Origin of the sequence: Pseudomonas sp. Irchel 3E13 (genome assembly GCF_900187455.1) — a bacterium.
In the GTDB taxonomy this organism is placed as follows: Bacteria; Pseudomonadota; Gammaproteobacteria; order Pseudomonadales; family Pseudomonadaceae; genus Aquipseudomonas.
In genome coordinates this window covers 309210-333425 of the sequence record NZ_FYDX01000008.1, presented here as the reverse complement: position 1 = coordinate 333425, position 24216 = coordinate 309210, and the positions used below count along the sequence as shown (strand labels likewise).

22 protein-coding genes are annotated in these 24216 nt (G+C 65.4%); 9 read left to right on the top strand and 13 right to left on the bottom strand.

Features of this window, described 5'->3' with window-relative positions; all coding sequences use genetic code 11:
- Positions 1–6 precede the first annotated feature (6 nt).
- The 3 genes from CKW37_RS16425 to CKW37_RS16415 are packed head-to-tail and all read left to right on the top strand — an operon-like array spanning position 7 to position 2623.
- Complete coding sequence (locus tag CKW37_RS16425; RefSeq protein WP_095156751.1) at positions 7–924, top strand: NAD(P)-dependent oxidoreductase; 918 nt, start codon at positions 7–9, stop codon at positions 922–924.
- A 15-nt stretch (positions 925–939) separates the two neighbouring features.
- Positions 940–1665, top strand: coding sequence for an SDR family oxidoreductase (locus tag CKW37_RS16420; RefSeq protein WP_095156750.1), 726 nt, complete (start codon positions 940–942; stop codon positions 1663–1665).
- A 58-nt stretch (positions 1666–1723) separates the two neighbouring features.
- Complete coding sequence (locus CKW37_RS16415; RefSeq protein ID WP_095156749.1) at positions 1724–2623, top strand: LysR family transcriptional regulator; 900 nt, start codon at positions 1724–1726, stop codon at positions 2621–2623.
- Here the strand turns inward: CKW37_RS16415 and CKW37_RS16410 are convergent.
- The 3 genes from CKW37_RS16410 to CKW37_RS16400 all read right to left on the bottom strand — a co-directional run bounded on the left by CKW37_RS16410 (position 2620) and on the right by CKW37_RS16400 (position 6094).
- Positions 2620–3663 (bottom strand): ABC transporter substrate-binding protein, encoded by a 1044-nt coding sequence (locus CKW37_RS16410; protein WP_095156748.1) that lies wholly within the window; start codon positions 3661–3663, stop codon positions 2620–2622. The two genes, CKW37_RS16415 and CKW37_RS16410, sit on opposite strands and share 4 nt — an antisense overlap.
- A 422-nt stretch (positions 3664–4085) precedes the next feature.
- Complete coding sequence (locus CKW37_RS16405) at positions 4086–5036, bottom strand: PDR/VanB family oxidoreductase (protein WP_095156747.1); 951 nt, start codon at positions 5034–5036, stop codon at positions 4086–4088.
- A complete protein-coding gene (locus tag CKW37_RS16400) occupies positions 5033–6094 on the bottom strand; it encodes an aromatic ring-hydroxylating dioxygenase subunit alpha (protein WP_095156746.1) in 1062 nt (353 codons plus the stop codon). Before CKW37_RS16400 ends, CKW37_RS16405 begins: the two co-directional genes overlap by 4 nt.
- Before the next feature lie 194 nt (positions 6095–6288).
- Here CKW37_RS16400 and CKW37_RS16395 point away from each other — a divergent pair, with 194 nt between their 5' ends.
- The 3 genes from CKW37_RS16395 to CKW37_RS16385 all read left to right on the top strand — a co-directional run bounded on the left by CKW37_RS16395 (position 6289) and on the right by CKW37_RS16385 (position 9419).
- Entirely contained in the window at positions 6289–6990 is a 702-nt protein-coding gene (locus tag CKW37_RS16395; RefSeq protein WP_095156745.1) for a GntR family transcriptional regulator, read from the top strand.
- A 134-nt stretch (positions 6991–7124) separates the two neighbouring features.
- Entirely contained in the window at positions 7125–7946 is an 822-nt protein-coding gene (locus tag CKW37_RS16390) for an NADPH-dependent oxidoreductase (RefSeq protein WP_095156744.1), read from the top strand.
- 141 nt (positions 7947–8087) lie between these two features.
- A complete protein-coding gene (locus CKW37_RS16385) occupies positions 8088–9419 on the top strand; it encodes an MFS transporter (protein ID WP_095156743.1) in 1332 nt (443 codons plus the stop codon).
- 6 nt (positions 9420–9425) lie between these two features.
- Here CKW37_RS16385 and CKW37_RS16380 read toward each other — a convergent pair whose 3' ends face one another.
- The 5 genes from CKW37_RS16380 to CKW37_RS16360 all read right to left on the bottom strand — a co-directional run bounded on the left by CKW37_RS16380 (position 9426) and on the right by CKW37_RS16360 (position 15869).
- Positions 9426–10265, bottom strand: coding sequence for an alpha/beta hydrolase (locus tag CKW37_RS16380; protein WP_256587783.1), 840 nt, complete (start codon positions 10263–10265; stop codon positions 9426–9428).
- A gap of 14 nt (positions 10266–10279) precedes the next feature.
- Positions 10280–12649: a TonB-dependent siderophore receptor gene (locus tag CKW37_RS16375; RefSeq protein WP_095156742.1), complete on the bottom strand. Its 2370-nt coding sequence runs from the start codon at positions 12647–12649 to the stop codon at positions 10280–10282.
- Between the two features lie 75 nt (positions 12650–12724).
- Entirely contained in the window at positions 12725–13645 is a 921-nt protein-coding gene (locus CKW37_RS16370) for a DUF4880 domain-containing protein (protein WP_095156741.1), read from the bottom strand.
- On the bottom strand, positions 13642–14160 hold the full coding sequence (locus CKW37_RS16365; RefSeq protein WP_095156740.1) for a sigma-70 family RNA polymerase sigma factor: 519 nt from the start codon (positions 14158–14160) through the stop codon (positions 13642–13644). Before CKW37_RS16365 ends, CKW37_RS16370 begins: the two co-directional genes overlap by 4 nt.
- A gap of 155 nt (positions 14161–14315) precedes the next feature.
- Positions 14316–15869 (bottom strand): alkaline phosphatase D family protein, encoded by a 1554-nt coding sequence (locus CKW37_RS16360; protein WP_095156739.1) that lies wholly within the window; start codon positions 15867–15869, stop codon positions 14316–14318.
- 254 nt (positions 15870–16123) lie between these two features.
- On the opposite strand from CKW37_RS16360, the gene CKW37_RS16355 reads away from it, so the two are divergent.
- Positions 16124–17452 (top strand): OprD family porin, encoded by a 1329-nt coding sequence (locus CKW37_RS16355; RefSeq protein WP_095156738.1) that lies wholly within the window; start codon positions 16124–16126, stop codon positions 17450–17452.
- 84 nt (positions 17453–17536) lie between these two features.
- Here the strand turns inward: CKW37_RS16355 and CKW37_RS16350 are convergent, their stop codons facing one another.
- From CKW37_RS16350 to CKW37_RS16330, 5 genes are all read right to left on the bottom strand, one after another.
- Positions 17537–19051, bottom strand: a complete 1515-nt coding sequence (locus CKW37_RS16350) for an amidase (protein WP_095156737.1) — start codon at positions 19049–19051, stop codon at positions 17537–17539.
- A gap of 84 nt (positions 19052–19135) precedes the next feature.
- Entirely contained in the window at positions 19136–19768 is a 633-nt protein-coding gene (locus CKW37_RS16345; protein ID WP_095156736.1) for an SH3-like domain-containing protein, read from the bottom strand.
- A gap of 1 nt (position 19769) precedes the next feature.
- Positions 19770–20396, bottom strand: coding sequence for a nitrile hydratase subunit alpha (nthA, locus tag CKW37_RS16340; protein WP_095156735.1), 627 nt, complete (start codon positions 20394–20396; stop codon positions 19770–19772).
- A 20-nt stretch (positions 20397–20416) separates the two neighbouring features.
- Positions 20417–21457: a phenylacetaldoxime dehydratase family protein gene (locus CKW37_RS16335; protein ID WP_095156734.1), complete on the bottom strand. Its 1041-nt coding sequence runs from the start codon at positions 21455–21457 to the stop codon at positions 20417–20419.
- Between the two features lie 52 nt (positions 21458–21509).
- The gene (locus CKW37_RS16330; RefSeq protein ID WP_256587789.1) at positions 21510–22322 is read right to left on the bottom strand and encodes a transporter; all 813 of its coding nucleotides are present in this window, start codon (positions 22320–22322) and stop codon (positions 21510–21512) included.
- Between the two features lie 419 nt (positions 22323–22741).
- Between CKW37_RS16330 and CKW37_RS16325 the strand changes: the two genes are divergently transcribed.
- Entirely contained in the window at positions 22742–23746 is a 1005-nt protein-coding gene (locus CKW37_RS16325) for a helix-turn-helix domain-containing protein (protein WP_256587782.1), read from the top strand.
- Between the two features lie 74 nt (positions 23747–23820).
- Positions 23821–24216, top strand: coding sequence for a DUF2946 family protein (locus CKW37_RS16320; RefSeq protein WP_095156732.1), 396 nt, complete (start codon positions 23821–23823; stop codon positions 24214–24216).

Genomic DNA, 24216 nt, shown 5'->3' with positions numbered 1-24216 from the left:
AACGCCATGCACGTTCTCGTCACCGGCAGCAACGGGTTTCTCGGCCAGGAAGTGGTGCGCCAGTTGCTGGAGCAAGGCCACAGCATCAGCGGTTTCGACCGCAGTGCCCCGCGCGAGGCACCCGACCATCCATTCCACCAGGGCGACCTGGTGGAGCTCGCCAACCTGATCGACACCGGCAACGCCACGCGCTTCGACGCAATCATCCACACCGCGGCGATCTCCCACCCGGTGGACTCCCGCGACATTCCGCTGCAGACCGTACTGACCAACGCCCTGGGCACCACCCATGTGCTGGAGATGGCGCGGCTGTTCGGCATTCCCCGGGTGGTCAACCTCAGTTCCGAGTGCGCCTACGGGCACAACCAGGACATGGGCGTGATCGACGAATCGGCGCCGCTGAACCCGACCACGCCTTACGGCTGCACCAAGGTCTTCACCGAAAAACTCGGCCAGGTCTACAGCGACCTCTACGGCGTCAGCGTGGTGTCGCTGCGTCCGGGCTGGATCTACGGCCCCGGCCAGTTCATGCAGTGCTACCTGAAAAGCCTGCTGCGCGCGGCCATCGATGGCGAGCCGCTGCAGGAGATCACGGGCGGTGACTACCGCCTGCAATACGTGCATGTCAGCGATGTCGCAGCCGCTTGCCTGCTGGCGATGACGGTCGACGACAGCCAGCTCGAACAGCGCGTGTTCAACGTCACCGCTGGCGAGCAGGAGCGTTATGCCGATGTCGCCGAGCGCGTGCGCCGGCTCTATCCCGCCGCGCGAATCAACATCGGCGCAGGCGGCATCGACGTTCTCGACGACAACGCCCAGTTCGATATCGGCGCCGCCCGCCGGCAACTCGGCTACCGCCCCGCCTACCTGCTGAGCGACGGCCTTGCCACCTACGCGCAATGGCTGGAAAACCACCCTTACTGATCCGGAGCCTCACGCATGAAGACTTTTCTGGTAACCGGTGCCGCCAACGGCATCGGCCGAGCGGTTGTCCTGGCCCTGGCTGAACAGGGTGACCTCGCGCTGCTCAATGACCTCGGCGACAGCCCGGCGCTGGCCGCGCTGGTGACGCACCTGCAAGCGGCCGGTGTCGAAACGCGGGTGGTGCTCGGCGATGTCTCGGCGCCGGAGACGGCGCGCAACGCGTTCAGCGGCCTTGAGCGCCTGGACGTACTGGTCAACAACGCCGGCATCCTCAACGAAGCGCCAATCACCGAGATGACCTTCGAACAGTGGGACCAGATGATCCGCGTCCACCTCTATGGCAGCTTTCTCTTCGCCCAGCAGGCGGCGCGGCTGATGACCCGGCAAGGCAGCGGCGCCATCGTCAATATCGCCTCCGACCTCGGCCAGCTCGGTTGCGCCAATCTTTGCCATTACTCGGCGGCAAAGGGTGGCATCATCGCCTTCACCAAGGCCCTGGCGAGGGAGCTGGCGGCGCACGGCGTGCGGGTCAACGCGGTGGCGCCGGGCGGCACGCTGACGCCGATGGTGGAACGGCTCGGGCCGGACTACATTCGCGAGGAATCCGCGCGCTACCCCTTGCAGCGCCTGGGCACGGCCGAGGAAATTGCCGCGACCGTGGCCTTCCTGGCCTCGGCGCAGGCCAGTTTCACCACCGGCCAGGTGCTCGGGGTCAACGGTGGTGGTGTGATGAACGGCTGAGGCGTCGCGGCAAGGCTGCCCGGCGCCGCCAGTGCAATCCGACAGTGACGAGGCAGCCATGCTGGGAAACCTGAACGACATCGACCTGCGCATGCTGCGCACCTTCTGCACCATCGTTGAGGCGGGCGGCTTCACCGCCGCCCAGGTCAGGCTGAACATGAGCCTGCCGCGCCTCAGCGTGGTGGTCCGCGACCTGGAAATCCGCGTCGGCTACTCGCTGTGCAAGCGCGGCAAAGCCGGCTTCCAACTTACCGACGAGGGCCTGGCCACCTACAGCGCGGCCCAGGAACTGTTCGCCGACATCGAGCGCTTCCGGCAGACGACCGTCGAAGTCAACGGCCGCACCCAGGAGCACCTGCGCATCGGCACCGTCGACAGCCTCGCGAGCATGCCCGACAGCCCGCTGCCCGCCGCCATCGCCCGGTTTCGCCCGGACAACGCGCGGGTGCGCCTGCAATTGCACGTGATGCGCCCGGACGAGCTGGAACAGGCGGTGCTGGAAGAGCGCCTGCACCTCGCCATCGGCGCCTTCCACCATCGGCTGTCGGGGCTGGATTACCGCGACCTGTTCGAAGAAGAACAGAACCTTTATTGCAGCCGCGAACACCCGTTCTTCAACCGCGCCGACGACAGCCTGGGCATCGAGGAAATCAGCAGCGCCGACTACGTCGACCGCGGCTACGTCGCGGAAAACCGTCGCCCTTACGAGCTGCGTTTCAGCAACATGATCAGCGCCTTCTCCATGGAAGCCATCGCCCTGCTGGTGTTTTCCGGCACCTACATCGGCTACTTGCCGACCCATTACGCCCGGCAATGGGTGGACCAGGGCCGGCTGCGGGCGATCCTGCCGCAGCGGCTGTCTTACGCCTCGGCGTTCCATTGCATCACCCGCCAGGGGCTGGAGATTCCGCCGGGCCTGGGCAACTTCCTCAAGGCGATGAAGCTGCCCGGTGCTTAACGGGCGGCCCAGGCGTTGAAACGCTCTTCAAGCTCCTCGCCGTGATCCACCCAGAAGGTCGAGTCCACCAGCAGGCCTTTGTCCATATTGGCCGGCGCGGTCGGCAACTGGGTCTGAATGGCCTCCGGCAGGTGCGACACCGTCTGTTTGTTCACCGGGCCATAAGGGATGTTCATCGAGAAGGTTTTCTGGTTGTCGGCCTGGCTGGCGAAGACGATGAAGCGCTCGGCCAGGGCCTTGTTCGGCGAGCCGCGGACGATGGCCCAGTGGTCCGGGTCATACAGCCCGCCGTTCCAGACGATGCCGAGGTTGGTGCCCTCTTTCTGCGCCACGGCGATGCGGCCGTTGTAGGCGGCGGACATCACCACGTCATTGGCTGCCAGCCATTGCGGCGGCTGGGCGCCGGCTTCCCACCACTGGATGTAGGGCTTGAGCTGATCGAGCTTGGCGAAGGCGCGGGCCACGCCGGCGGGGGTAGAGAGGACTTTATAGAGATCGTCGCGGGCGACACCGTCGGCCAGGAGCGCGGCTTCCAGGGTGTATTTGGCGCCCTTGCGCAGGCCGCGTTTTCCGGGGAAGCGCTGCACGTCCCAGAAGTCCGCCCAGGACGCCGGCGGGGTGTCGAGCTTGGTCGCGTTGTAGGCCAGCACCATCGACCACACGTAGCTGGCGACGCCGCATTCGCTGACGGTATTGGCGATGTAATTGTCGCTGCTACCCAACAGGGCCGGATCGAGCCGCTCGAACAGCCCTTCCTCGCAACCGCGCAGCAGTTCCGGGCTTTCCACCTCGACGATGTCCCAGGAAATCTGCCCGACGCTGACCATGGCTTTGACCTTGGACAGCTCGCCGTTGTAGTCGCCGGCCACCACCTTGCCCGCCCCGCTCTGCTCGAACGGTTTGAAATAGGCCTGGTCCTGCGCCGCCTTGGTGGCGCCGCCGAAGGAAATGATGGTCAGCCGGTCGGACGCCGCCATGGCCTGGTTTCCCGCCAGCAACGCTACCGCTGCGACGATGCACGCACGCAAATTCAAAGACATTGAAACACCCTCCCTACGCTCAAGATTAATGCCGGGGGCCGGTGTGAAATCCCGTGCGCACGCCGGCGGCGTTCGCGGGTTTCATGACCCCGACACGGTTGCAACACGACAGTCTTAAAAGGGCAGTAAGGCGGGTGCGCGATCGTTCTTGTGCATGCGGTCGTGGGATTGCCGCGAAGTTCGACACCTGCCGGAGAGCGAATCAGTTGGCCGCTCATTGTCGATCGCCGAAGCGATCATTTGTTATTGGCTTGACCCGATAATGCGTCAGTTGGGCCGGCAGGCAAATTATGAAAATTGTTATCGCTGGGCATGAAAAAGCTTTGCAGGCAAATGCCGTGGTGATGCGCAAGTCTGTAGGAGCGGCTTTAGCCGCTCCTACAGGTTCATCCGCGTCGGCTGTCAGATGTGTTCGGCGGGCATTACAGATCAAGCACCAGGCAGCCACTTCTGGCGCGTGAACAGCACGGCGTGAACTGGTCGTTACGCGCCCGTTCCTCGGCGGTGAGGAACTGGTCGCGGTGGTCCGGCTCGCCGTCGAGCACGCGGGTCAGGCAGGTGCCGCAGATGCCTTGCTCGCATGCCACCGGGATGATAATCCCGGCCTCGTCCAGCACGCGGGTGATCGACTGGTCCGCAGGCACCGCAAACACTTGCCCGGTGCTGTGGATGCGCACCTCGAAGGCGTCATCCTCGCCCTTGACCACCGGCGCGGCGCCGAAATACTCGCGGTGCAGCCGCGCCTCATACCAGCCCGCCGCCCGCGCGCCGGACAGCACATGTTCCATGAAGCCGCCCGGGCCGCAGACATACAACTGGCTGTCGCCGGGCTCCGCTTCCAGCACAGTCTGCAGATTCAATCGCTGTGCCGCCGCGCCGTCATCGAAGTGCAGTTGCACCTGCGCGGCGAACGGCATAGCCCGCAGCCGCTCGACGAACGCCGCGCTGTCCGGCGAGCGGGCGCAATAGTGCAACACAAAGTCGCCGCCCTGCCGCGCCAGGCTCTGGGCCATGGCCAGGATCGGCGTGATGCCGATACCACCGGCAAACAAGATCGAGCGCTTTGCCGGCTGCAACGGGAACAGGTTGCGCGGCTCGCCGACCGTGATCACCTGGCCGACTTTGAGCAACTGGTGCACCGCGCTGGAACCACCACGGGACGCGGGGTCACGTAGCACGCCGATGCAGTAGCGGTTACGTTCGTGCGGGCTGTTCCACAGCGAGTACTGACGGACCAGGCCGTTGGGCAAGTGCACGTCGATATGCGCACCGGCGTCAAACGCCGGCAGCTCGGCGCCACTGATGCTGGCCAGTTCCAGGCTGAGGATGTCGCGGGCGACCAGGCGCATCGCCTTGATCTGCACGTCCATCACGACGCACTCCGGGCAATCACCGGCGCCGCCGTCGCCTGCTCGGCGGCGATGATCCGTTCGATGATGCGCCGCGACTGCACCCCGCCGGCGTCGATATTGAGTTTGAGCAACGCGCGCTGCGGGTACTCCAGCAGGTTGCGCTGCTGGCGCTCGAGCATCTCCAGGTCTTCGGCGAAGATCTTGCCCTGGCCGACGCGGATGGTTTCGGTGAGGGCCGGATCATCGGCCTTGAAGTTGCGCGCCATGCCCCAGAAGTACCAGATCGAGGTGTCGCTCTCGGGGGTGATGAAATCGACCACGATGCTGCCGGCCTTGAGCGCGGCCGGGGCATCGTAGCCACCGCTGCCGGCATGGGCGACGCCGACTTCGATCAGCACATGGCTGGGCGGGCTGAAACGGCAGATCTGCCAGCGGTCCACCGGCACGTCATCGGCCAGGCCGTTGCCGCGCAGCGCCGCCTGCCAGAACGGCGGCGGCAGGATGTTCTCCATGAAGCGGCTGGTCACCACCGTGTCGCCTTCGACGCGGGTGGTCACCGGGGCTTCGTCGATTTCCTTCTGGCCGATGCTCGACGCATGCACGTAGGTCTCGTGGGTGAGGTCCATCAGGTTGTCGATCATCAGCCGGTAGTCGCAGGCGATGTGGTACAGCCCGCCGCCATAGGCCCACTCGGGGCTTTCGGCCCAGTGCAGGTGAGGAATCAGCGCGGTATCAGCCAGCCCCGGATCACCCGGCCAGACCCAGATAAAACCGTGGCGCTCCTGCACCGGAAAGCTGCGAATGGCCGGAAAGCCCTGCACCCGCTGGCAGGGCATGGCGGCGGTCTTGCCGTTGCAGTCCATGACCAGGCCGTGATAACCGCAGACCAGCTTGCCGTCGCGGACAAAACCCAGCGACAGCGGCGCGCCGCGATGGGGGCAGAAGTCTTCCACCGCCGCCACCTGCTGTTGGTGGCCACGGTAAAACACCATGTTCTCGTTGCAGATCTTGCGCCCCAACGGCTTGGTGGCGATTTCATCAGGCGTGCAGGCGACGTACCAGGCGTTCTTCGGATGCATGGGTGTGGCTCGTTTTGTTGTTGTGATGGATCCAGAGATTGAATATTCGGCGGATAAAACACAACAAAACAGCCGTTACTGGATCCAATAACAGTTCGATAATCGCACGGCATTTGCCGCGGACCTCCCTTCGCAGCCGCGCGCAAAGCGGGTAAAGTCCCGCGCTGGAAAGCCTTTGGCCCGTGGAGTCGCCCGTGAGTGGATCTGGACAGCGTGTATTGAACCTGCTTCGCAGGATGATCCTCGACGGGCGCTTCGCCCCCGGCGAGCGGATCGCCGAGATTCCTACCGCCGAATTGCTGGAAGTCTCGCGGATGCCGGTGCGCATGGCGTTCCGCGCGCTGGAGCAGGAGGGCTTGCTGGTACGCCAAGGCGCGCGGGGGTTCGCGGTCAAGCAGGTCACCGCGCAGACGCTGTCCGACGCGGTGGAAGTGCGCGCGGTGCTTGAAGGTCTGGCGGCGCGCCAGGCGGCGGAAAGCGGTCTGTCGAAAGCCGCCCGCGCGGTGTTGCTGGAATGCCTGGAACAGGCCGACCGGCTGTTCGACAAAGGCCATGTCACCGAGGACGACCTGGCGGCCTACCACGACATCAACAAGCGCTTCCACCAGACCATCATCGAGGCCAGCGGCAATACGGCGGTGGCTGAAGCCTTGTCGCGCAACGAGCACCTGCCGTTCGCCTCGGTCAGTTCGATTGCCGTGGACCGCAACAACCTCGACCAGGAATTCCGCCGCTTCAACTTCGCCAACATGCAGCACCACATGATCGTCGACGCCCTGCTGGCCGGGCAGAGCGCCCGCGCCGAAGCGATCATGCGCGAGCACGCCAACGTCACCATCCGCTACATGAAGATCTTCAGCGGGCCGCGCCAGGACGGGCTGAAAATCATCCAGTAGAAATGCCCTTCACGCATATTCATCGCTAAAAAATATGCGCCTTGTTATTAACAAAGCACCAACGGATATTTCACAAGCAGGCCGCTTGCCCCTACCGTGTTCGCCATCCCTTCCCGTGATGAAGAACGCCTGCCATGTCCAACGCCGCCACCACCGACCTCCTGCAACAACGCTACGGCGAGCAGCATGCCGCCAACGCCCTGAACAACCCGGTGATCGATCACCTGCTCAATCACCGCAGCGTGCGCAGCTACAGCGACCGCGCCCTGCCCGACGGCACCCTGGAAACCCTGATCGCCGCCGCCCAGTCGGCGGCCACCTCGTCCAATTTGCAGGCCTGGAGCGTCATCGAGGTTCGTGACCCGGCACGCCGCGCACGCCTGGCCAGGCTCGCCAACAACCAGCGGCATATCGAACAGGCGCCGCTGTTCCTGATCTGGCTGGCGGATTTCTCCCGCGCCCAGCGTATCGCCTCGCAGCACTACACCGAACTGCGCGCACCGTCCTATCTCGACAGCCTGTTGGTGGGCAGCGTCGATGCCGCGCTGGCGGCGCAAAACGCGGTGGTCGCCGCCGAAGCGCTAGGCCTCGGCACCGTCTACATCGGCGCGCTGCGCAACGACCTGCAAGCAGTGGTGGACGAGCTGGAATTGCCGCCGCTGGTCTATCCGGTGTTCGGCCTGTGCGTGGGCTACGCCGCCACCGACAGCGCCATCAAGCCGCGACTGCCGCAGGCGGTGACGCTGCACCACGAAACCTACCAGGTCGATGCGGCCCAGGAACAACGCCTGATCGGCGACTACGAAGCACTCGCCGCCGCGTTCAGCCGGGCCCAGGGCCAGAACACGCCGGGCTGGAGCGAACAGGTGATCAACCGCCTGAAAGACGAGTCGGCGCTGCATGGCCGCGAGCGCATCGGCAAGGTCCTCAACGACCAGCAACTGGCGCTGCGCTGAGCCGCACGCCCTGACCCTCTTGCATGGAAGTCCGCCCTGAACAGCATCGCCCAACCGACACACACCGAACGGCAAGCTGACCCTGCCCCACCACCGGGCAACGACGCCACACCCGAGGGCACCTTCCAGCGCAAGGTGCCGATGATCATCGGCTGCGCGCTGTTCATGGAACTGCTCGATTCCACTGCCGTGCTCACCGCGCTGCCGCAACTCGCGGCGGACTTCGGCGAGCCCAGCGTGCGCATGAACCTGGTGGTCACCCTGTACCTGCTGGCGGTGGCGATGTTCATCCCGCTCAGCGGCTGGCTGGCCGAACGGCTCGGGCCGCGGCGGGTATTTATCGCCTCGATCCTGTTGTTCGTTCTGAGTTCGCTGGCCTGCGCCGCCTCCAATGCCCTGTGGCAACTGGCGCTGGCGCGGTTCTTCCAGGGCATGGCCGGCGCGCTGATGGTGCCGGTGGGCCAGGTGATCCTGCTGCGCTGGTCGAGCAAAGGCGATCTGCTGCGGGCCATGGCCTACCTGACCATGCCCGCCCTGCTCGGCCCGGTGTTCGGGCCGCCACTGGGCGGCATGCTGGTGACCTGGCTGTCGTGGCACTGGATCTTCCTGCTCAACCTGCCCATCGGCCTGCTGGGGATTTATCTGGTGCTGCGCCATGTGCCGAACTATCCGGGACAAGCCAGCCAGACCCTCGACCTGCGCGGTTTCCTGCTCGGCAGCCCGGCCCTGGCCTGCCTGGTGCTGGCCTTCGAAACCCTTGGCCACGGTTCGCTGAACCGCACCTGGTCGTGCCTGCTATTGGCGATCGGCGTGCTGTTCGCCGGCCTTTACGTGCGCCATGCGCGGCGCGCCAAAGCGCCGCTGCTCGACCTGTCGCTGCTGCGCATCGCTACCTTCGGCCTGGTGCTGAACGGCGGTTTTCTGTTCCGCCTGGGCGCTGCGGCGCTGCCGTTCCTGCTGGTGCTGCTGTTTCAGGTCGGCTATGGGCTGAGTGCGTTGGAGGCGGGCTTGATGACCTTTGCCGGTGGCGCCGGCGCGCTGCTGATCAAGTTCATTTCGGTGCCGCTGGCGCGGCGTTTCGGCTTTCGCCGCCTGCTGGTCTACAACACCCTGCTGGCCAGCCTGTCGATGGCGGCTTGCGCGCTGTTGAGCGCCGACACCGCGCCGTTGCTGGTGATGCTGATGCTGTTCGCCGGCGGGCTGTCGCGGTCGTTGCAGATGACGGCGATGGGCGCCCTGACCTACGCCGATATCCCCGCCGAACGCTCCAGCAGCGCCGCCACCCTGTCGGCCACCAGCGTGCAGATCAGCATGAGCCTGGCGGTCTGCGTGGCCGCCATGCTGCTCGGTCTGATCCAGATGCTCGGCGGTCACGCCCAGCCCAGCGCCGGTGATATTCAGCTCACGTTGTTGGCGATGAGCCTGATCTGCCTGGCGTCGGTCCTGGTATTTCGCCGGCTGGAGGGTGACTGAGCGCCGTCAGTAGCGCCGCGTACTCATCAACTCGTCCAGCACCCGGTTCGGCACGCGAAACGGAATCGCCGCATGGTCCTCGCCCGCCTCGATCTGGAAATCGCTGCGCAGGCCGTACTGCGAGAGGTTTTCCAGACGCAGTTGCAGCGAGCGGACATCCTGGATTTCCTGCGGCATTTCCCGGTCGCCGGCGATCAGGGTCAGGCTGCGGTGGATCAGGTCCAGCTTGCCGGCGTGGGCCTGGCGGGTGAACGCCCGCTCGTGGGCCAGCAGGTAGCGATCCTGCCACCACAGGCTCGGGCTGATGGCGACGTAGTGCTGGAACAGCGCCGGACGGGTGAACAGCGTGTAAATGCCGAACATCCCGCCGAACGAATGCCCGACCAGACTGCGTTGGTCCTGGTCCACCTTGAAGCGCTCGTTGACCTTGGGCATCAGGCGCTTTTCGATGAAGTCGAGGAACACGTCCTGGCCACCCTGCGGCGGCTCGTTGCGCTCCGCCGGGGCTGGCGGCGACAGGTCGTAGGCGCGACGGACGAAGTCCAGCGGCGTATCGCTCGGATAGCCGATGCCCACCAGAATCGCCCCGCGCAAGCGATCCTGCGCCCGCTTGGCGGCATGGAACGCCGGGAAATAGGCGTTGCCGTCGAGCAGATAGATCACCGGATAGCCGCCGGTCCAGGGCACCTCGCCTTCCGGCAGGCTGATCATGATCCGGTACTCGCGGCCTTCGGCACTCTTCATCAGCCATTGCTCGGTGCCGTCCAGCGTCACCGGGTCGGCCTTGGCCAACGAGGCGGCGGCCAGCAAACAGGCGCCGGCCATTTTCAGAATTGACTTGAACATGCGCTTCCCTCCCCTTACCAGCGGTAGCTCAGGCTGGTGACCACGCTGCGCGCTTCACCGCGGTAGCAGTAACCGTCCTGGCAGTTGATGAAGCGCTCGTCGAACAGGTTGCGCGCGTTGACGCCCAGGCGCACACCGTCCAGGCCGCCGCCGAAGTCGTAATGAATGCCGGCGTCGACCAGGGTGTAGGCCTCGTTCTTCACTTCGTTGCTCGGGTCGCCGTAGGTGCTGCCGGTGTAGCGCACGCCGCCGGAGAGACCCAGGCCGAACGGCAGCTTGTAGTCCAACCACAGCGACGCGAGATGGCGCGGCACGTTTTTCGGCACCTTGCCCTGGTCGCCGTTGTTGCCGCGGGTGACTTCGGCGTCGTTGAAGCTGTAGCTGGCGGTCATGCGCAGGTGCTCGCCGAGGTCAGACACGGCTTCCAGCTCCAGGCCACGGGAAACTTGCTCGCCGGTCTGCACGTTGTTCAACGGATTGAGCAGATCGCGGGTCTGCACGTTGGTCTGGGTCAGGTGATAGAGCGACCCGGTCAGCAACGTGCTGCTGCCCGGCGGCTGGTATTTCAAGCCGATTTCGTACTGCTCGCCTTCGGTGGGCTTGTAGGGCTGGCCGCTGGCGTTGTTGCCGGTCACCGGCAGGAACGACTGCGCGTAGCTGGCGTAAGGCGCCAGACCGTTGTCGAACAGGTAGAGCACGCCCGCCTGCCAGGTGGTGGCCGAGTCGCTGGTCTTGCTGTTGATACCGGTCAGGTTGTCGTCGCGGCGCACATGCACCCAATCGCGGCGCAGGCCGGCGGACAGGCGCCAGCGGTCCACTTCGATCTGGTCTTGCAGGTAGAGGCCGCTGCGCTGCTCGATGCCGTCCTGGTCGGCGAGCGCGTCGGTCGGGCGGGTCACCGGCTGGTGATAGTCCGGCGCCCAGCGGTCGATGCTCGGCGCCGCGCCCCAGGCGTACAGCAGCGAAGTGTCCAGCCAGGCGTAATCCACGCCGCTGATCAGGGTGTGCTGCACGTCGCCGGTGGCGAAGCGGCTGACCAGCCGGGTGTCGGTGGTCACCGAGCGCATGTCTTCGTAGAGCCCCACCGCATAGCGGTCGAGGGTGTGGCCGTCACTGGAGCCGGTGGGTTGCAAGTACTGGTTGGTGGTGCCGACCTCGCCGTAGCGCAGGTTCTGCTGGAGGCTGAAGGTTTCGTTGAAGGCGTGCTCGAACTCGTAGCCGAAGGTCCACTGCCGCTGGTGGAGCTTGTCGTAGTACTCGTCGCCCTGCCAGAAGTTGGTGAGGTGATCGCCCTCCTGATAGAGCATCGGCGAGGCGGCGGTCTGGCGTTCCTGGTACTGCGCCAGCAGGGTCAGGCTGGTGTCGGGATCGATCTGCCAGCTCAACGACGGCGCCAGCAGGCGCGACTGGTTGTCCATCTGCTCGACCGAGTAGCCGGAATCGCGGTACAGGCCAACGGTGCGGAACAGCACATCGCCCGCCTCGTCGAGCTTGCCGCCGATGTCGAACTGGCCTTGCTCGTGACCGTAATTGCCACCCTGCACCTGCACCTCGTTCTTGGCCAGCAGGCTCGGCCGCTTGCTCACCCGGTTGACCATGCCGCCGGGGCTGATCTGCCCGTACAGCACCGAGGCCGGGCCCTTGAGCACTTCGATGCGCTCAAGGTTGTACGCCTCGGTGGAATACAACGACAGCCAGCCGCTGCCCGGCTGGCGCAGGCCGTCGAGGAAGTCGGCGGCAATGGTGGTCTCGAAGCCGCGCACCTGGATGTTGTCGAAACGCGGGTCCAGGCCCGAACTGCCAACCCGCACACCGGCGGCGTAGGCCACGGCGTCCTCGACCTTGTTGACCTTGCGGTCGGCGATCTGCTCGGCGGTGACCACGCTGATGCTCTGGGCGGTTTCGAGGATCGGCCGGTCGCTCTTGGTGGCGCTGCTGGCATTGCTGGCGAAGTAGCCCGGCACCGGGGCAAAGGCACTTTGCAGCGCGGTGGTCTCGATGCTGGTGGGCGCCAGTTGCAGGCTGGCATCGGCATCGCGCAGCACCACATAGCCGGAAGCGGTCTTGTGGGCGACCAGGCCGCTGCCTTTGAGCAGGGTCGCCAGGCCGTCTTCCAGCGAGCCGCCTTGCGCCAGGCCGGCGGTGTTGAGGCCGCGCACGTCTTGCGGCGAGTACGACAGGATAATCCCCGCCCGCTCGGCAAAGGTACTCAACGCCGCGCCCAGCGGACCGGCCGCGATGGCCGGGGCGACCGTGGCCGGCGCCGCGGTTTGCGCCAGCACGGGCAGGCTGGCGACGCCGCCGCCCAGGGCGATCGCCAGGCACACGGCGCGGGGCAGATGACGGGGCTGGAACGGCAATGGCTGGGGTCGGGCAGAACGCATGACGGAGTCCAAATGAGGGAGTGATCTTCCCTAACCGGACGAGTCCTTGAAGTCCGACAGAAATTTTTCGATTTTTTAAACCGCGACCACGCGCACCCACCAGCGGGTGCGTTCGACCACCTTCACCGGCAGCAAATGGGTGATGTTGTCCAGCATCGACGCTGGCTCGTCCAGGCGAAACACCCCGGACAGGCGCAGGTCCGCCACCGCCGCGTCACAGCCCAGCCAACCCTGGCGATAGCGCCCGGCTTCGGCGAGGAAGTCGGCCAGGCGGATGTCGCTGACCACCAGCAGGCCGCGGGTCCAGGCGAACGGGTCGAAGGCGCCCTTGTCCAGCGCGGTCATGCTGGTCGCCGAGACGCCTAGCCCCTCGCCCGCGCGCAACAGGCGTTGCCCGGCGGCGGCGGAGACCTGGACCTCGCCACGGTCGACGCGGATCTCGCTGTAGCCGTCGCGCTCGCGCAACAGCACCCGCGCCTCCTGCCCGGTGCACTGGGCAAAGCGGCAACGTGCGCGCCAGTGCGCACCTTCCACCAGCACCTCGCCGGAACGCAGCAGCAGTTCGCCGCCCTGCACGTCGGCCGAACTGTCGGTGTTGAGCAGGACCTCGGCGCCGTTGCCCAGGCCGACCCGGCGACGCTCGCCCGTGAAGGTCGCGTAGTCGGCGCGCCAGCCCGGAGGCGAACTGACCGCCACCAGCGCCGTACCGCCGACCAGCAGGCCAAGCAGCTTCAACGTGCGGCGACGGCCGACGTCGGCTTCGGCGCGGCGCAGCAGCGGGATGGTCTGCCCGGCGTCGGGCAACTGGCTGGCCTGGAACAGCCCGGCCATCTGCTGCAGGCGTTGCCAGGCCAGTTGGTGCCGGGGATCGCGGCGCAGCCAGTCCTGCAACTGCTCGTTCAATTCAGTATTGCCGGCATTGCCGCGCAGGCGCATCTGCCACTCGATGGCCTTGTGCACGATGGCTTGCGGAACTGGCTGACCGGACGCGCTCATGACGCGTCCTCGAAGCACACCTGATAGCAGTGCCACAGGGCGCTGGCGACATGGCGCTCGACCGTGCGGCTGGAGACGCCCAGTTGCCGCGCAACCTGGTCGTGGGTCAGGCCGCCGAGCTGGTACAGCAGAAAGGCCTCGCGCACCACAGGCTTCAGGCCATCCAGCAGACGGGCGATGCGCTCAAGGCATTGCAAGGCTTCATGGCGCACGTCCGGCGCGGGATGGCTGGCTTCCGGCAACTGCGCCAGGGCTTCGAGATACGCGCGTTCCAGCGCGTCGCGGCGCCAGTGGTCGATCACCAGCCCGCGGGCGATACGCGCCAGCAAGGCCCGCGGCGCCCGGTCACTGACCGGCTGACCGCGCACCAACAGGCGCACGAAGGTGTCCTGGGCGAGGTCCGCCGCCTGCTGCGAACACCCGACCGAACGCCGCAGCCAGCCATTCAGCCAGCCGTGGTGAGTGCCATAGAGCACCTCGAAAGGAACGATCGAATCCGCTTCATGTAGCGACATGCCAAACCCCGCAGCAGGAAAACGCCACGGGTTGGCGTGGCGAACGCGGGCACATTAATAGCGAATCATTCTTATTTCAACTTTTTACAATCGTTACCCGCCAGACGTATTGCCACAGTGCCCGGCGATGGGTCCAAGTCACGATAATGATTTTTTCAAGGGCCTACCGGATCGATCACCTGGGTCAACAGGTGTTCATGCCCCTCGACATGCCAGTTGGCCCAGATACGGTGCTTCGAGTCCGGGATCAGGCTTAGCCAGTTGCGTTCCGGCACCAGGTAATGCCCCTTGAAGCCGATCGGCAGCATCCGGGCGCTGACGCCGTATTCGATGGTTTCCTGGCCAGCGCCGAATTTTTCCATGAAGTACACCGCCACTGCCGGCGGCGGTGTATGGACGATGCCGGTCGAGACCAACTGGAAAATCACCCCGGCACCGTTGCCGTGCTGTGGCAGGCTGGATTCGATCACCGCAGCCGCGGCGACGTGCACATCGCCGGAAATAATCGTGACCCGGGTGCCCAGCGCGGAGAAGTTGAGCAGGCGCTTGATCAGCCGCTGTCGCTCATCGCGGTGAGGTTTGCTGCGCCAGTGGTCTCGCAGGTCGTCTTCCAGTTCCCAGGTTCCCGGCAAAGCATTCAGGGCCACTTCGGCGGCATTCAGATCGAGGTAGGCCACCGGCAGGCTGGTGCACACCAGCAAATGCCTGGGCCGGTTCTTCGCCAGCCCGTCGAGCCAGGCGAAGATGGAATCCCAAGTCGCTTCGGAGGCGATCTGCGTGGGCTGGAAGCCGGTGCTGCTGTGCAAGTCGGGATGCCGTTCGCTGCGCAGGTCCGGCACCAGGATCGCCAGTTCGCCGAGGCCGCCATACACCAGGCTGAAGCCCTGGGCAGGCGCTGGCTTGCCAGGGATGATCGGCAACGCGCCGGGGTGATTTGCGCCACTCCCCAGATGCTGCTGAAAAAGGCGGTAATACCGGGACGCCAGCCTGAAAAGATTCTGATAGACCGGACTCTCGTGCAGGTCCTGGGGATGAGAGCCCCAGCCATCAGTGATGTCATGGTCATCCCACATGGCGATGTAGGGGATCGAATGGAGGATCTGCCTGATGCCCTCCTGACTCCATCGCGACACGTACAAATCCGCCAGGAACTTGTCCACCTGGGCTTCGAGTCTCTTGTTCCAGGGCGCTTTGACCTGCGCCTTGTGCCCAAGGTCGGACCACTCCTTCATCGGGCCGTCCAGCACCATCAACGAGTCGGTGTAGACCTGATCCCCGCCCATCACCAGCAGGTGGAATTCCTTCTCCGGAATCTGGTGCCGCGTGTGCATATCGAGCCAACGCTCGTTCGGGCGGTCGATGACCTTCTTGCGGTACTTGTCCGCGGAGAATCCATTGCACGACCCGTAGGCGATGCGCGGTGACTCGCCCTTGCGGGGCACGAAAAAGCTTGCGCTACCGCCGCTGGCCTCAAGGGTGCACTGCAGCGGGGCATTGCCCTGCGTCGCGGTGACCTGGATACGCCAGACATCCTTGGTCGGCTTGTCGAAGGGTATCGAGGCGATGCAGAGCACATCGACCTGAGTGCAGTTCGCCAATTTCGGGACCGGGACCGGGTCGCCCTTGTCGACGACCAGAAGCGCCGAAACGCAGTATTTTCCGGCGTGAATGCCTTGGAAATGCACTATCGGGCCGAGTAACAGGCTCATGGACGATCCTCCCTGATCAGGCGTGCTTTTTATGGGGCCAGTGAGCGCTGGCCAAGTGATGTTAGCCGCGCTTCGACAATTTGCATGGCGATCCCCCTGCCGGCCGCACGCGGAATCACCCACCTTTCAGAATCGTAATACCCCCCTCACCTCCCCGTTAGTTTCCCCCGGCCATGATGCCGCGCGGTCACTCGATCAATAACAACCGACCGTGCCATCCCAACAATAAAAACTGCCAGGACTACGGAGCAATCATGAACAGACGTACCCGGTTTTCCCTGGCGGCCTTTACGGCCGCCGCGGGTTTCAGCAGCGTGGTCGGTGCCGCGCAAACCGACGAACCGCAAGGCTTTGTCGAAGGCAGCCAGTTGACGCTGCTGAACCGCAACTTCTACTTCAACCGCGACGACCGCAACGGCGCGCAGGCCCCCGGCGGCGCCGGCTATTCCGAGGCGTGGGCGCACGCGATCATTGCCCGTTTCGAATCGGGCTTCACCCAGGGCACCGTGGGCGTCGGCGTCGATGCCTTCGCCATGCTCGGCCTGAAACTCGATACCGGCGGCGGCCGCAACGGTGCGCGCAGCTCGTTCGACGTGCTGCCAGTGGATAGCGACGGCAATGCCCGGGACGACTACAGCAAGGTCGGCGGCGCGCTGAAAGCCCGGGCGTTCGACACGATAATCAAGGTCGGCGACGTGTTCCCGACCACGCCCGTGGTGTCCTACGGCGACTCGCGCCTGCTGCCGGAATCCTTCCGCGGGGTGACGCTGGCCAACACCAGCCTCGACGGCCTGACCCTGCAGGGCGGCCGGCTGCACGCCATGAGCCAGCCGGTGTCGAGCAACCTGCGTGACAACTTCGTGACCTTCTATGGTGGGCCGGTCAACGCGCCGTGGGTCGGCTACGTCGGTGGCGACTACCAACTGACCGAGCACGCCAGCGTCAGTCTGTACACCAGCCGCCTGAAAGACGCCTGGAACCAGCACTACCTCGGCACCTCCGTCAGCTATCCGCTCAGCAACGACTTCACGTTGCTGGCGGGCTTCAACTACTACCGCGCGGTGGACGAAGGCAAGCAACTGCTCGGCGAGTTCACCAACGACATCTGGAGCGGCAAGCTGGGCCTGCGCTTCGGCGCCCACACCGTCGCACTGACCCACCAGCGCAACAACGGCGATGACGACTTCGACTACCTGCGCCAGTCGGACTCCATCTACCTCGACAACTCGATCCAGTACAGCGACTTCAACTCGCCTGGGGAGCGTTCGTGGATGCTGCGCTACGACCTCGACATGGCGTCGTATGGCGTACCGGGCCTGAGCTTCATGACCCGTTATGGCAAGGGCACCGACGCCGACTACTCGAATGCCAACACCACCTACATGCGCCGCGACGCCAACGGCAACCCGCTGACAGACCAGAAGCGCTGGGAGCGGGATATCGAGGTGAAATACGTGGTGCAGAGCGGGTCGCTGAAGGACCTGTCGCTGCGTGTGCGCCAGGCGACGACCCGGGCGACGCAGTTCGAATCGGATCTGGATGAGACCCGGGTGATCGTGGAGTATCCGTTGAGTCTGTTGTGATATTTGAGGGCCTCATCGCTGGCAAGCCATCTCCCACCGGACCTGTGGGACCCGGCTTGCCGGCGATGAAGCCCTCAAACCCAGCTACTCACCCAAGCCGAGGCCCTGCTCAAACGCATAAGCCGCCCGATAGATCTCCCGCTCGCCAAAGTACCGTCCCACCAGTTGCAGGCCGATGGGCAAGCCGTCACTTTCGCCGCACGGAATCGATATCGCCGGGTGCCCGGTGGCATCGAAGCCGCAGGTGTTGCCCAGCATCTCGAACGCCCGCCCCAGCGTATCTTCCAGCCCGGCGTCCGGCCCCGGCAGTGGCGTGGCGCGCAGGGGCAGTGTCGGCATCAGCAGCAGGTCGAAATCCTCGAACAGTTCGTCATAGGCCGCGCGCAGCGCACGCGCCAGGTTCTGCGCCTTGCCGTACAAGCGGCCCTGGTACTGCCGGTTGATGTATTCGCCGAGAATCATCGTGGTTTTCACCGTGTCCGGTAATTCGTCGGCGCGCTCGCGCCAACTGGCGTGGTGCCCGATCATGCCGTTGAGGTACAGCCCGCGCCAGTTGAAGCCATGGCTGTTGCCTTTCATCATTTGCTGCGTGGCGCCCTCGGCGGCGATCGCCAGCCAGATCGCCGGCCCCTGCGCATGCATCGGCAACGACACCTCCGCAACGCTGGCGCCCAGCCGACGCAACACCTGCGCCGCCTCCCGCACCGCCTCGTCCACCACCGCCTCGGAATTGGCCTGGCCAAAGCCTTCGCGCAGTACGCCGATACGCAGGCCCGCCACACCAAGGCTCAGCGCCTCGACATAGCCACCGGTAGCGCCGACGAGCGCCTGCCGCGGGTCCAGGCCATCGACACCCGCCAGCACGTCGAGCATCAGCGCGTTGTCACGCACAGTGGCGGTGATCGGCCCGAGGTGGTCGAGGGTGCTTTCGATCGGCATGGCGCCGGTATAGGGCACCAGGCCGTGGGTCGGTTTCATGCCGCAGACGCCGCAGTACGCCGCGGGAATCCGCACCGAACCGCCCTGGTCGCTGCCCACTGCCATCTCGACTTCACCCGCCGCCACCAGCGCAGCGGAGCCGGAAGACGAGCCGCCCGCCGAGTAGCCATGGCGGCGCGGGTTGTGCACCGGGCCGCTGGCCGAGGTGTGCGAGCCGCCTGAGAAGCACAGCGCTTCGCAGACCGCCTTGCCGGCGATGGTAGCCCCGGCGTCGAGCAGGCGGGTGACCACCGTGGCATCCACTTCCGGCGTGTAGCCGTCGAGGGTGAAAGTGCCGTTGAGCATCGGCAGGCCGGCCACGGCAATGTTGTCCTTGATCGCCACCCGCTTGCCGGCCAGCGGCCCGGCGCCCTGGCCGCGGATCAGCGCCTTGCATTGCCAGGCCCCCAGCGGGTTATCGGCGGCCGCGGGTTGATGAACGTCCTGGCGCGGATAACGCACCGCGGGAAGATAGTCAGGCAACGCCTCGAGCTGGTCGTAGGCGTCGAAGTTGGCCTGCAACGCGGCGTGATAGCCCGCCAGTTGCGCGGGCGTGAGGGTGATGCCGAAGTCGGCGGCAATCTCATCGAGTTCGGTCGGATCGGGTCTGCGAATGGCCATGCGGGTATCTCGCTGAAAAGAAGAAAAACGGTGCGGCGAGGGGCTGAACGTCCATGCGGGGACTCGCCACACCAAAACTGTCCGTCAGGCCTGGAGCAGGTAGCCGCCGAACAGATCGACCACCACCGTGCCGTCATCGGCGGCATCGCCCCACAGCTCCCGGGTGGTGAACAGAACGTGGTAGGTCGGCTCGTTCGGGCTCGGCTGGCCGTGGCCCACCGCATCCGGGAACGGCCAGGCGTGGGTGGTGCGGTGCAGCACCACGCCGCGTTTGCCGCGCACATAACCGGGCATGCGGATATGGCCGCTGACGAATTCGTCGCGCACCCGCACCTCGTCGCCCACCTCGAAAGGCTCGCGCGGCGGCTGCGCTTCGCGTCCCGGCCCGAGCGGCAGGGCCAACGGGTAACGGCCGCCCGCCAGTTGCTCCAGGCGCTGCTGCTGCAACGCGCCCTTCTCGACGAACAGCGAGGCGGTGCCGACCACGATCCGGTCGTAGTAGCTGGACGTCAGGTACTGCCGCGGCTCCATGCGCTCGATGGCATGGCGCAGTTCATCGACATTGAACAGCCCCAGCTCACCGGCGCCGAGGAACAGCAGGCTGTAGCCGAGGTGCTCCCAGTCTTCGTGGAACACCGGCTTGTAGCTCAGTGAATTGGCGGTGTGCGCCACCGGGCCGAAGCCCTGCACGCCGCCCAGGTCATGAATGCCGTCCATTTCACTGCCCTCCCTTGCCGTGGTCGGCCAGCACACCGACCTCGGGCCGGGCGATGCCGATCAGCACGTCCTTGGTCACCAGGCGGGCGAGCTGTTCTTCGCTCCAGCCTTCGGTGCCTTCGGGGCGAAACGGCAGGACCATGTAGCGGGTTTCGGCGCTGGTGTCCCAGACCCGGATCGCCACTTCGTGCGGTAGGTCCAGGCCCATTTCCCGCAGCACGCTGCGCGACTCGCGCACTACCCGGGCGCGGTATTCGAAGCTCTTGTACCAGTCCGGCGGCAGCCCGAGCACCGGCCAGGCGGTGCACGAACAGAGGGTGCAGACGATGACGTTCTGCAGCGTCGGGGTATTTTCCAGGGCGACGATGTACTCGCCCTGCACCCCGGTGTAGCCGAACTGCGCGCAGGCGGCGGTGCCGTCGCGCAGCAGCAGCTCGCGGTAGGCCGGATCGACCCAGGCGCGAGCCACCACGCGGGCGCCGTTGGCCGGGTCGAAATCGTTTTCCATCACCTCGGTGAATTGCTCGACGTAGCTTTCGGGCAACAGGCCCTGTTCTTCCAGGGCCTGCTTCAGGGCAAAGGCGCGATCAGCCGCGGACGCTGCCACGGCGCTGTTGTGCTTGTTCATGCGGTTCTCCTTCGATGCGCTCAGACGCCGCGCAACAGGCCGGTGCCAGGGTGGCAGTTGATGTATTCGTAGTGCTGGTCGGCGGCGCGCAGCACGCTCACTTCGTGATAGCCCTTCCACTTCAGCTCGCCCTGCAGGCGCTGAACCATGCGCATGAAAGTGCCGAAAATCTCGATATGGGTCGGGTGCGATTCGGACCAGCGCTCCAGGTGCGACATGGAGCGCCAATGGCTGACGGAAAAACTCTTTTCCTCGCGCTGGCCACGGGCGTCGATGTGCTGCATGTAGCGGTTGCTGTAGCAGCCCACCGGCAAACCTTCGTCACGCAGGAAGTCCATGCCGGCGCGCAGCACCGGCTCCATCTCGCCAAGGTAGAGGCCGCGTTCCTCCTCCACGGTTTCGCTCCAGTCCTGGCCGGAGCGGATGATCACCAGGTTTTCATGCCCGCCGACCTTGACCCGCGCCGGTGCGCGGCTGGCCTGGAGGTCACCGCTGGGCTGCATGGCGTCGGTCTGCGACAGCGGCACGCGGTCGCGCATCGAGCCCCAGTAGCCGTGCTCCTGGATTTCGCCGCTGCGGGTGCCCATCGCCAGGCCCACGCCCTCCATGCCGACGGGCATGGCATACAGGGTTTCGAAGCGTTCGACGCCGGGGCTGGCGATTTCGCGGAAGTAGCCCAGGCCGTCCTGCTCGCGCTGCGCAGCGTTCCACCAGCCGGCGACGCGCTCGTCCGTCTCCCAGCGCTGGAAGGTCGCCGGGTCGTCCCAATAGGCGATGGCGATCATGTTGTCGTAGCCGGCGGCATCGACGTAGTGGGCCATGTCGTAGTGCCGCGGGGCGTTGTCCAGGCCGAAGTGCTGGACGATCTGGCGCAGCGCGGCGCAGACCGCGCCCAACTGGCTTTCGCCCTTGCCCTGCACGCCAAGGTAGGCCATCACGTATTGGCTGACCTCGGCGTCGGCCCGGCCGACCCAGGCCGGGAACGGGGGGGTGTAGTCATCGTCGATGCGGCGCGGGCGCAGGCGCGGACACATCAGGTGCTTGTCGATTGCGGATTCCATCAGGCTGACCTCATTTCTAGTTGTCGGTGTGTGGCAGCGGAAATCGGGCGCCCTAGAAGATGTGGGCGTAGCGCAGGTTCAGGCGGAAGTCTTCGCGCGGCCCGTTTTCCACCACGAGGTCGCGGCCCAGTTGCAGTTGCAACTGGTCCTTGGGGGTGAAGAAGCGGGTCGCGGTGAAGCGCAGGTTGGTGGTGCGCTGGCGGTTGTCCTGGTCAACGTCATCGACGCGGGTTTCGCCGCCCCAGAGCTGGCCGACGCCCACCGCCAGCGCGGTGGCCGGGTCGGGCATGTAGCGGCCCATCAGTTGCGCGGCGTAGGAGACTTTCTGCTTGAGGGTCGCGGAGGTCGGGCCGTAGGCGTCGTTGTCGCCGTACCAGATGGCATCGCCGATCACGTCCAGCGCCCACTTGTCGCCGAAGTGCTTGATGTAGGCGCCCTGGAAATCCACCTTCCAGCGGTTCTCGCCGAGGTTGAGCGCGTCGTTTTTGTCGTAGCTGCCGCTGGGCACGTAGAGGTAGGCGTTGGCGCTGAGGGTGTCGCGGGCGCTGTTGAGCAGCAGCTTGATCGGCGCGGTGAGGATCAGGTCGCCGACGCCGCTGGTGCTGCCCAGCGCCGAGGCGTCGGCACTGCCGGCGACATGGCCGAAGGGCAACAGGAATTGCGGATCGATGGTGACCTTGTCGTTGACCTGAACGACGTGAAGCAAACGCAGGATGCCGATATCGGAGGTGAGGTTGAAGTCGGAGCTGGCCGAATGGCCGTCGGCGCGCAAGGCGTCGGTGGTCGCGTGCTGGTAGTAGATCGCGCCGATGGTGGCGCCTGCCGGGTACTGCTCGTAGTCGCCGGGCGCCACCTCCACCGCCATGCTGGAAAACGACACGCCAATCAGCACCAGGCCACAGATCACGGAGTGTTTCAGTTCGCAAAACGAAAGGCTTGTTCTTTTCATGTTGTTTGCCTTGAGTCAGGGGCCCTCTTTGGGGCATTCGAATGACCGGCTGTCCTGGCCAGATTCCTGCACGGAGACAGGTCCGGCGAACCTCCCCGCCGCCGGTGACTCAAGGATGAGAGCCCGGGCGCCGTGGTTCTTGGCTGAAACGGAACAAAAACTGTGCTTGGTCGGCCCTTGCGTCCGATGCGCTGGCGGGAGGGGGTTTGCGGGTGTATGAATGAACCTGCAGCTCCTTCGCGGCGGTTCGTCGCGATGAGCGCCACCGAGGACCGGACCGCGGCGGGCTGAGGATTCATCCTGAGAACAAATTCGATAACAGGGGTGCGTCGACGATGGTCAACGATTTCTGCGCGGGCATTCCGTCGCCCGCCAACTGGGCGAGCGACAGCATCGAGCTGGCGACACTGAGCAACAGCTTCAACGACCGGGTGGACTACTGGCGCGAGATGATCCTGCGGCTGTTCGCCGACGTGGAAATCGGCGCCCTGCCCAATCCAGCCTTCTACGGCAAGGTGCGCTCGCAGAAGTGCGAGCTGCTGCGGGTCAGCGACGTCGGCGCCGCCGCGCAGGCGGTCAACCGTCGCCACCTGCAACCGCGCTGCCGCGACGAGGACAAATACTTCGCCGTGCTCATGCTCGAAGGCCACGAATGCCTGGAGCAAGGCGGCAGCCGCGCGCGGATCGGCCCCGGCGAATTTTCCATCTACGACGCCACCCGCCCCCACCACCTGACGTTCGACAGCGACTGGCGGCAGATCATCATCAGCGTGCCGCGAGCGAGCCTCAACCAGATGGTGGTGGACATGGAATCGCGCACCGCCACCCGGGTGTCGCTGGACACGCCCATGGGCCGGGTGCTGCGCGCCTTCCTGGAAACCCTGTCGACCCAGATCGGCCAGTTCACCCCTACCGAAATGGCGCGGCTGTCGGAGTCGGCCACCCACCTGATTGCCCTGACCCTGGGCAACCTGCAGGTCATGGACCCGGAGCACTCGCGCTCGCAGGCGCTGACCCTGACGCGGATCAAGCTGTACATCAACGACCACCTGCGCGACCCCGGCCTCAACGCCCAGCAGGTCGCCCAGGCCAATGGCCTGTCGAGCCGCTACATCGGCAAGTTGTTCGAACGCGAGGGCAGCTCGCTGATGCGCTATGTGCTGCGGCGGCGCCTGGAGCGCTGCGGTGCCGAACTGACTCACCCGCTCAATGCCGGTGCACGCATCTCCGAACTGGCCTTCAGTTGGGGCTTCAACGACCTGTCGCATTTCAGCCGTGTGTTTCGCGAGTTCTACGGGGTGTCACCGAAGGAGTGGCGGGAGGCGGGCCTTGTGCGCTGACCCTCTGTTCAGATAACGCAAAATCGGTATGATTGCCGCGCCCTTCATTTCCTGCCCTGAGCGCCACCGCCGCAATGACCCTGGCCCGTCCCCACAAATCGCTTATCGCCTGGGCGCTGTATTTCAGCGTGCTGCTCAGCTCCGTGCTGTGCGCGATCGGCCACGGGCAGATGGCCGGGTTGCAGCTCAGTGGCCTCGATGGCGCGTTCTGTTCGGTCAGCAATGACCACGGCGTGCACACCAACCTCGATGATGCCGGCGGCTTGCCCATGAGCATGACCGGCGACACCGGCTGCGCCGTGACCAGCCTGTTCAGCGCGATCATCCTCGCCGCGTTCTTCGGCCTGCTCGGGCTGCTGGCCGGTGAAGCGGTCCGGCCGCTGCCGGTGCTGGATATTTCCCGTTCACCGCGTTATCGCTGGCCGCTGATAAACCCTCGCGCCTCCCCCGCCCTGCTGACTTCGCACTGA

Bases quoted from the DNA above. Each gene is read 5' to 3' on its own strand.
- CKW37_RS16425 (WP_095156751.1), top strand. From the start codon at position 7: ATGCACGTTCTCGTCACCGGCAGCAACGGGTTTCTCGGCCAGGAAGTG.
- CKW37_RS16420 (WP_095156750.1), top strand. From the start codon at position 940: ATGAAGACTTTTCTGGTAACCGGTGCCGCCAACGGCATCGGCCGAGCG.
- CKW37_RS16415 (WP_095156749.1), top strand. From the start codon at position 1,724: ATGCTGGGAAACCTGAACGACATCGACCTGCGCATGCTGCGCACCTTC.
- CKW37_RS16410 (WP_095156748.1), bottom strand. From the start codon at position 3,663: ATGTCTTTGAATTTGCGTGCGTGCATCGTCGCAGCGGTAGCGTTGCTG.
- CKW37_RS16400 (WP_095156746.1), bottom strand. From the start codon at position 6,094: ATGCATCCGAAGAACGCCTGGTACGTCGCCTGCACGCCTGATGAAATC.
- CKW37_RS16390 (WP_095156744.1), top strand. From the start codon at position 7,125: ATGTCCAACGCCGCCACCACCGACCTCCTGCAACAACGCTACGGCGAG.
- CKW37_RS16385 (WP_095156743.1), top strand. From the start codon at position 8,088: ATGATCATCGGCTGCGCGCTGTTCATGGAACTGCTCGATTCCACTGCC.
- CKW37_RS16380 (WP_256587783.1), bottom strand. From the start codon at position 10,265: ATGTTCAAGTCAATTCTGAAAATGGCCGGCGCCTGTTTGCTGGCCGCC.
- CKW37_RS16375 (WP_095156742.1), bottom strand. From the start codon at position 12,649: ATGCGTTCTGCCCGACCCCAGCCATTGCCGTTCCAGCCCCGTCATCTG.
- CKW37_RS16370 (WP_095156741.1), bottom strand. From the start codon at position 13,645: ATGAGCGCGTCCGGTCAGCCAGTTCCGCAAGCCATCGTGCACAAGGCC.
- CKW37_RS16365 (WP_095156740.1), bottom strand. From the start codon at position 14,160: ATGTCGCTACATGAAGCGGATTCGATCGTTCCTTTCGAGGTGCTCTAT.
- CKW37_RS16360 (WP_095156739.1), bottom strand. From the start codon at position 15,869: ATGAGCCTGTTACTCGGCCCGATAGTGCATTTCCAAGGCATTCACGCC.
- CKW37_RS16355 (WP_095156738.1), top strand. From the start codon at position 16,124: ATGAACAGACGTACCCGGTTTTCCCTGGCGGCCTTTACGGCCGCCGCG.
- CKW37_RS16350 (WP_095156737.1), bottom strand. From the start codon at position 19,051: ATGGCCATTCGCAGACCCGATCCGACCGAACTCGATGAGATTGCCGCC.
- CKW37_RS16345 (WP_095156736.1), bottom strand. From the start codon at position 19,768: ATGGACGGCATTCATGACCTGGGCGGCGTGCAGGGCTTCGGCCCGGTG.
- nthA (WP_095156735.1), bottom strand. From the start codon at position 20,396: ATGAACAAGCACAACAGCGCCGTGGCAGCGTCCGCGGCTGATCGCGCC.
- CKW37_RS16335 (WP_095156734.1), bottom strand. From the start codon at position 21,457: ATGGAATCCGCAATCGACAAGCACCTGATGTGTCCGCGCCTGCGCCCG.
- CKW37_RS16330 (WP_256587789.1), bottom strand. From the start codon at position 22,322: ATGGCGGTGGAGGTGGCGCCCGGCGACTACGAGCAGTACCCGGCAGGC.
- CKW37_RS16325 (WP_256587782.1), top strand. From the start codon at position 22,742: ATGGTCAACGATTTCTGCGCGGGCATTCCGTCGCCCGCCAACTGGGCG.
- CKW37_RS16320 (WP_095156732.1), top strand. From the start codon at position 23,821: ATGACCCTGGCCCGTCCCCACAAATCGCTTATCGCCTGGGCGCTGTAT.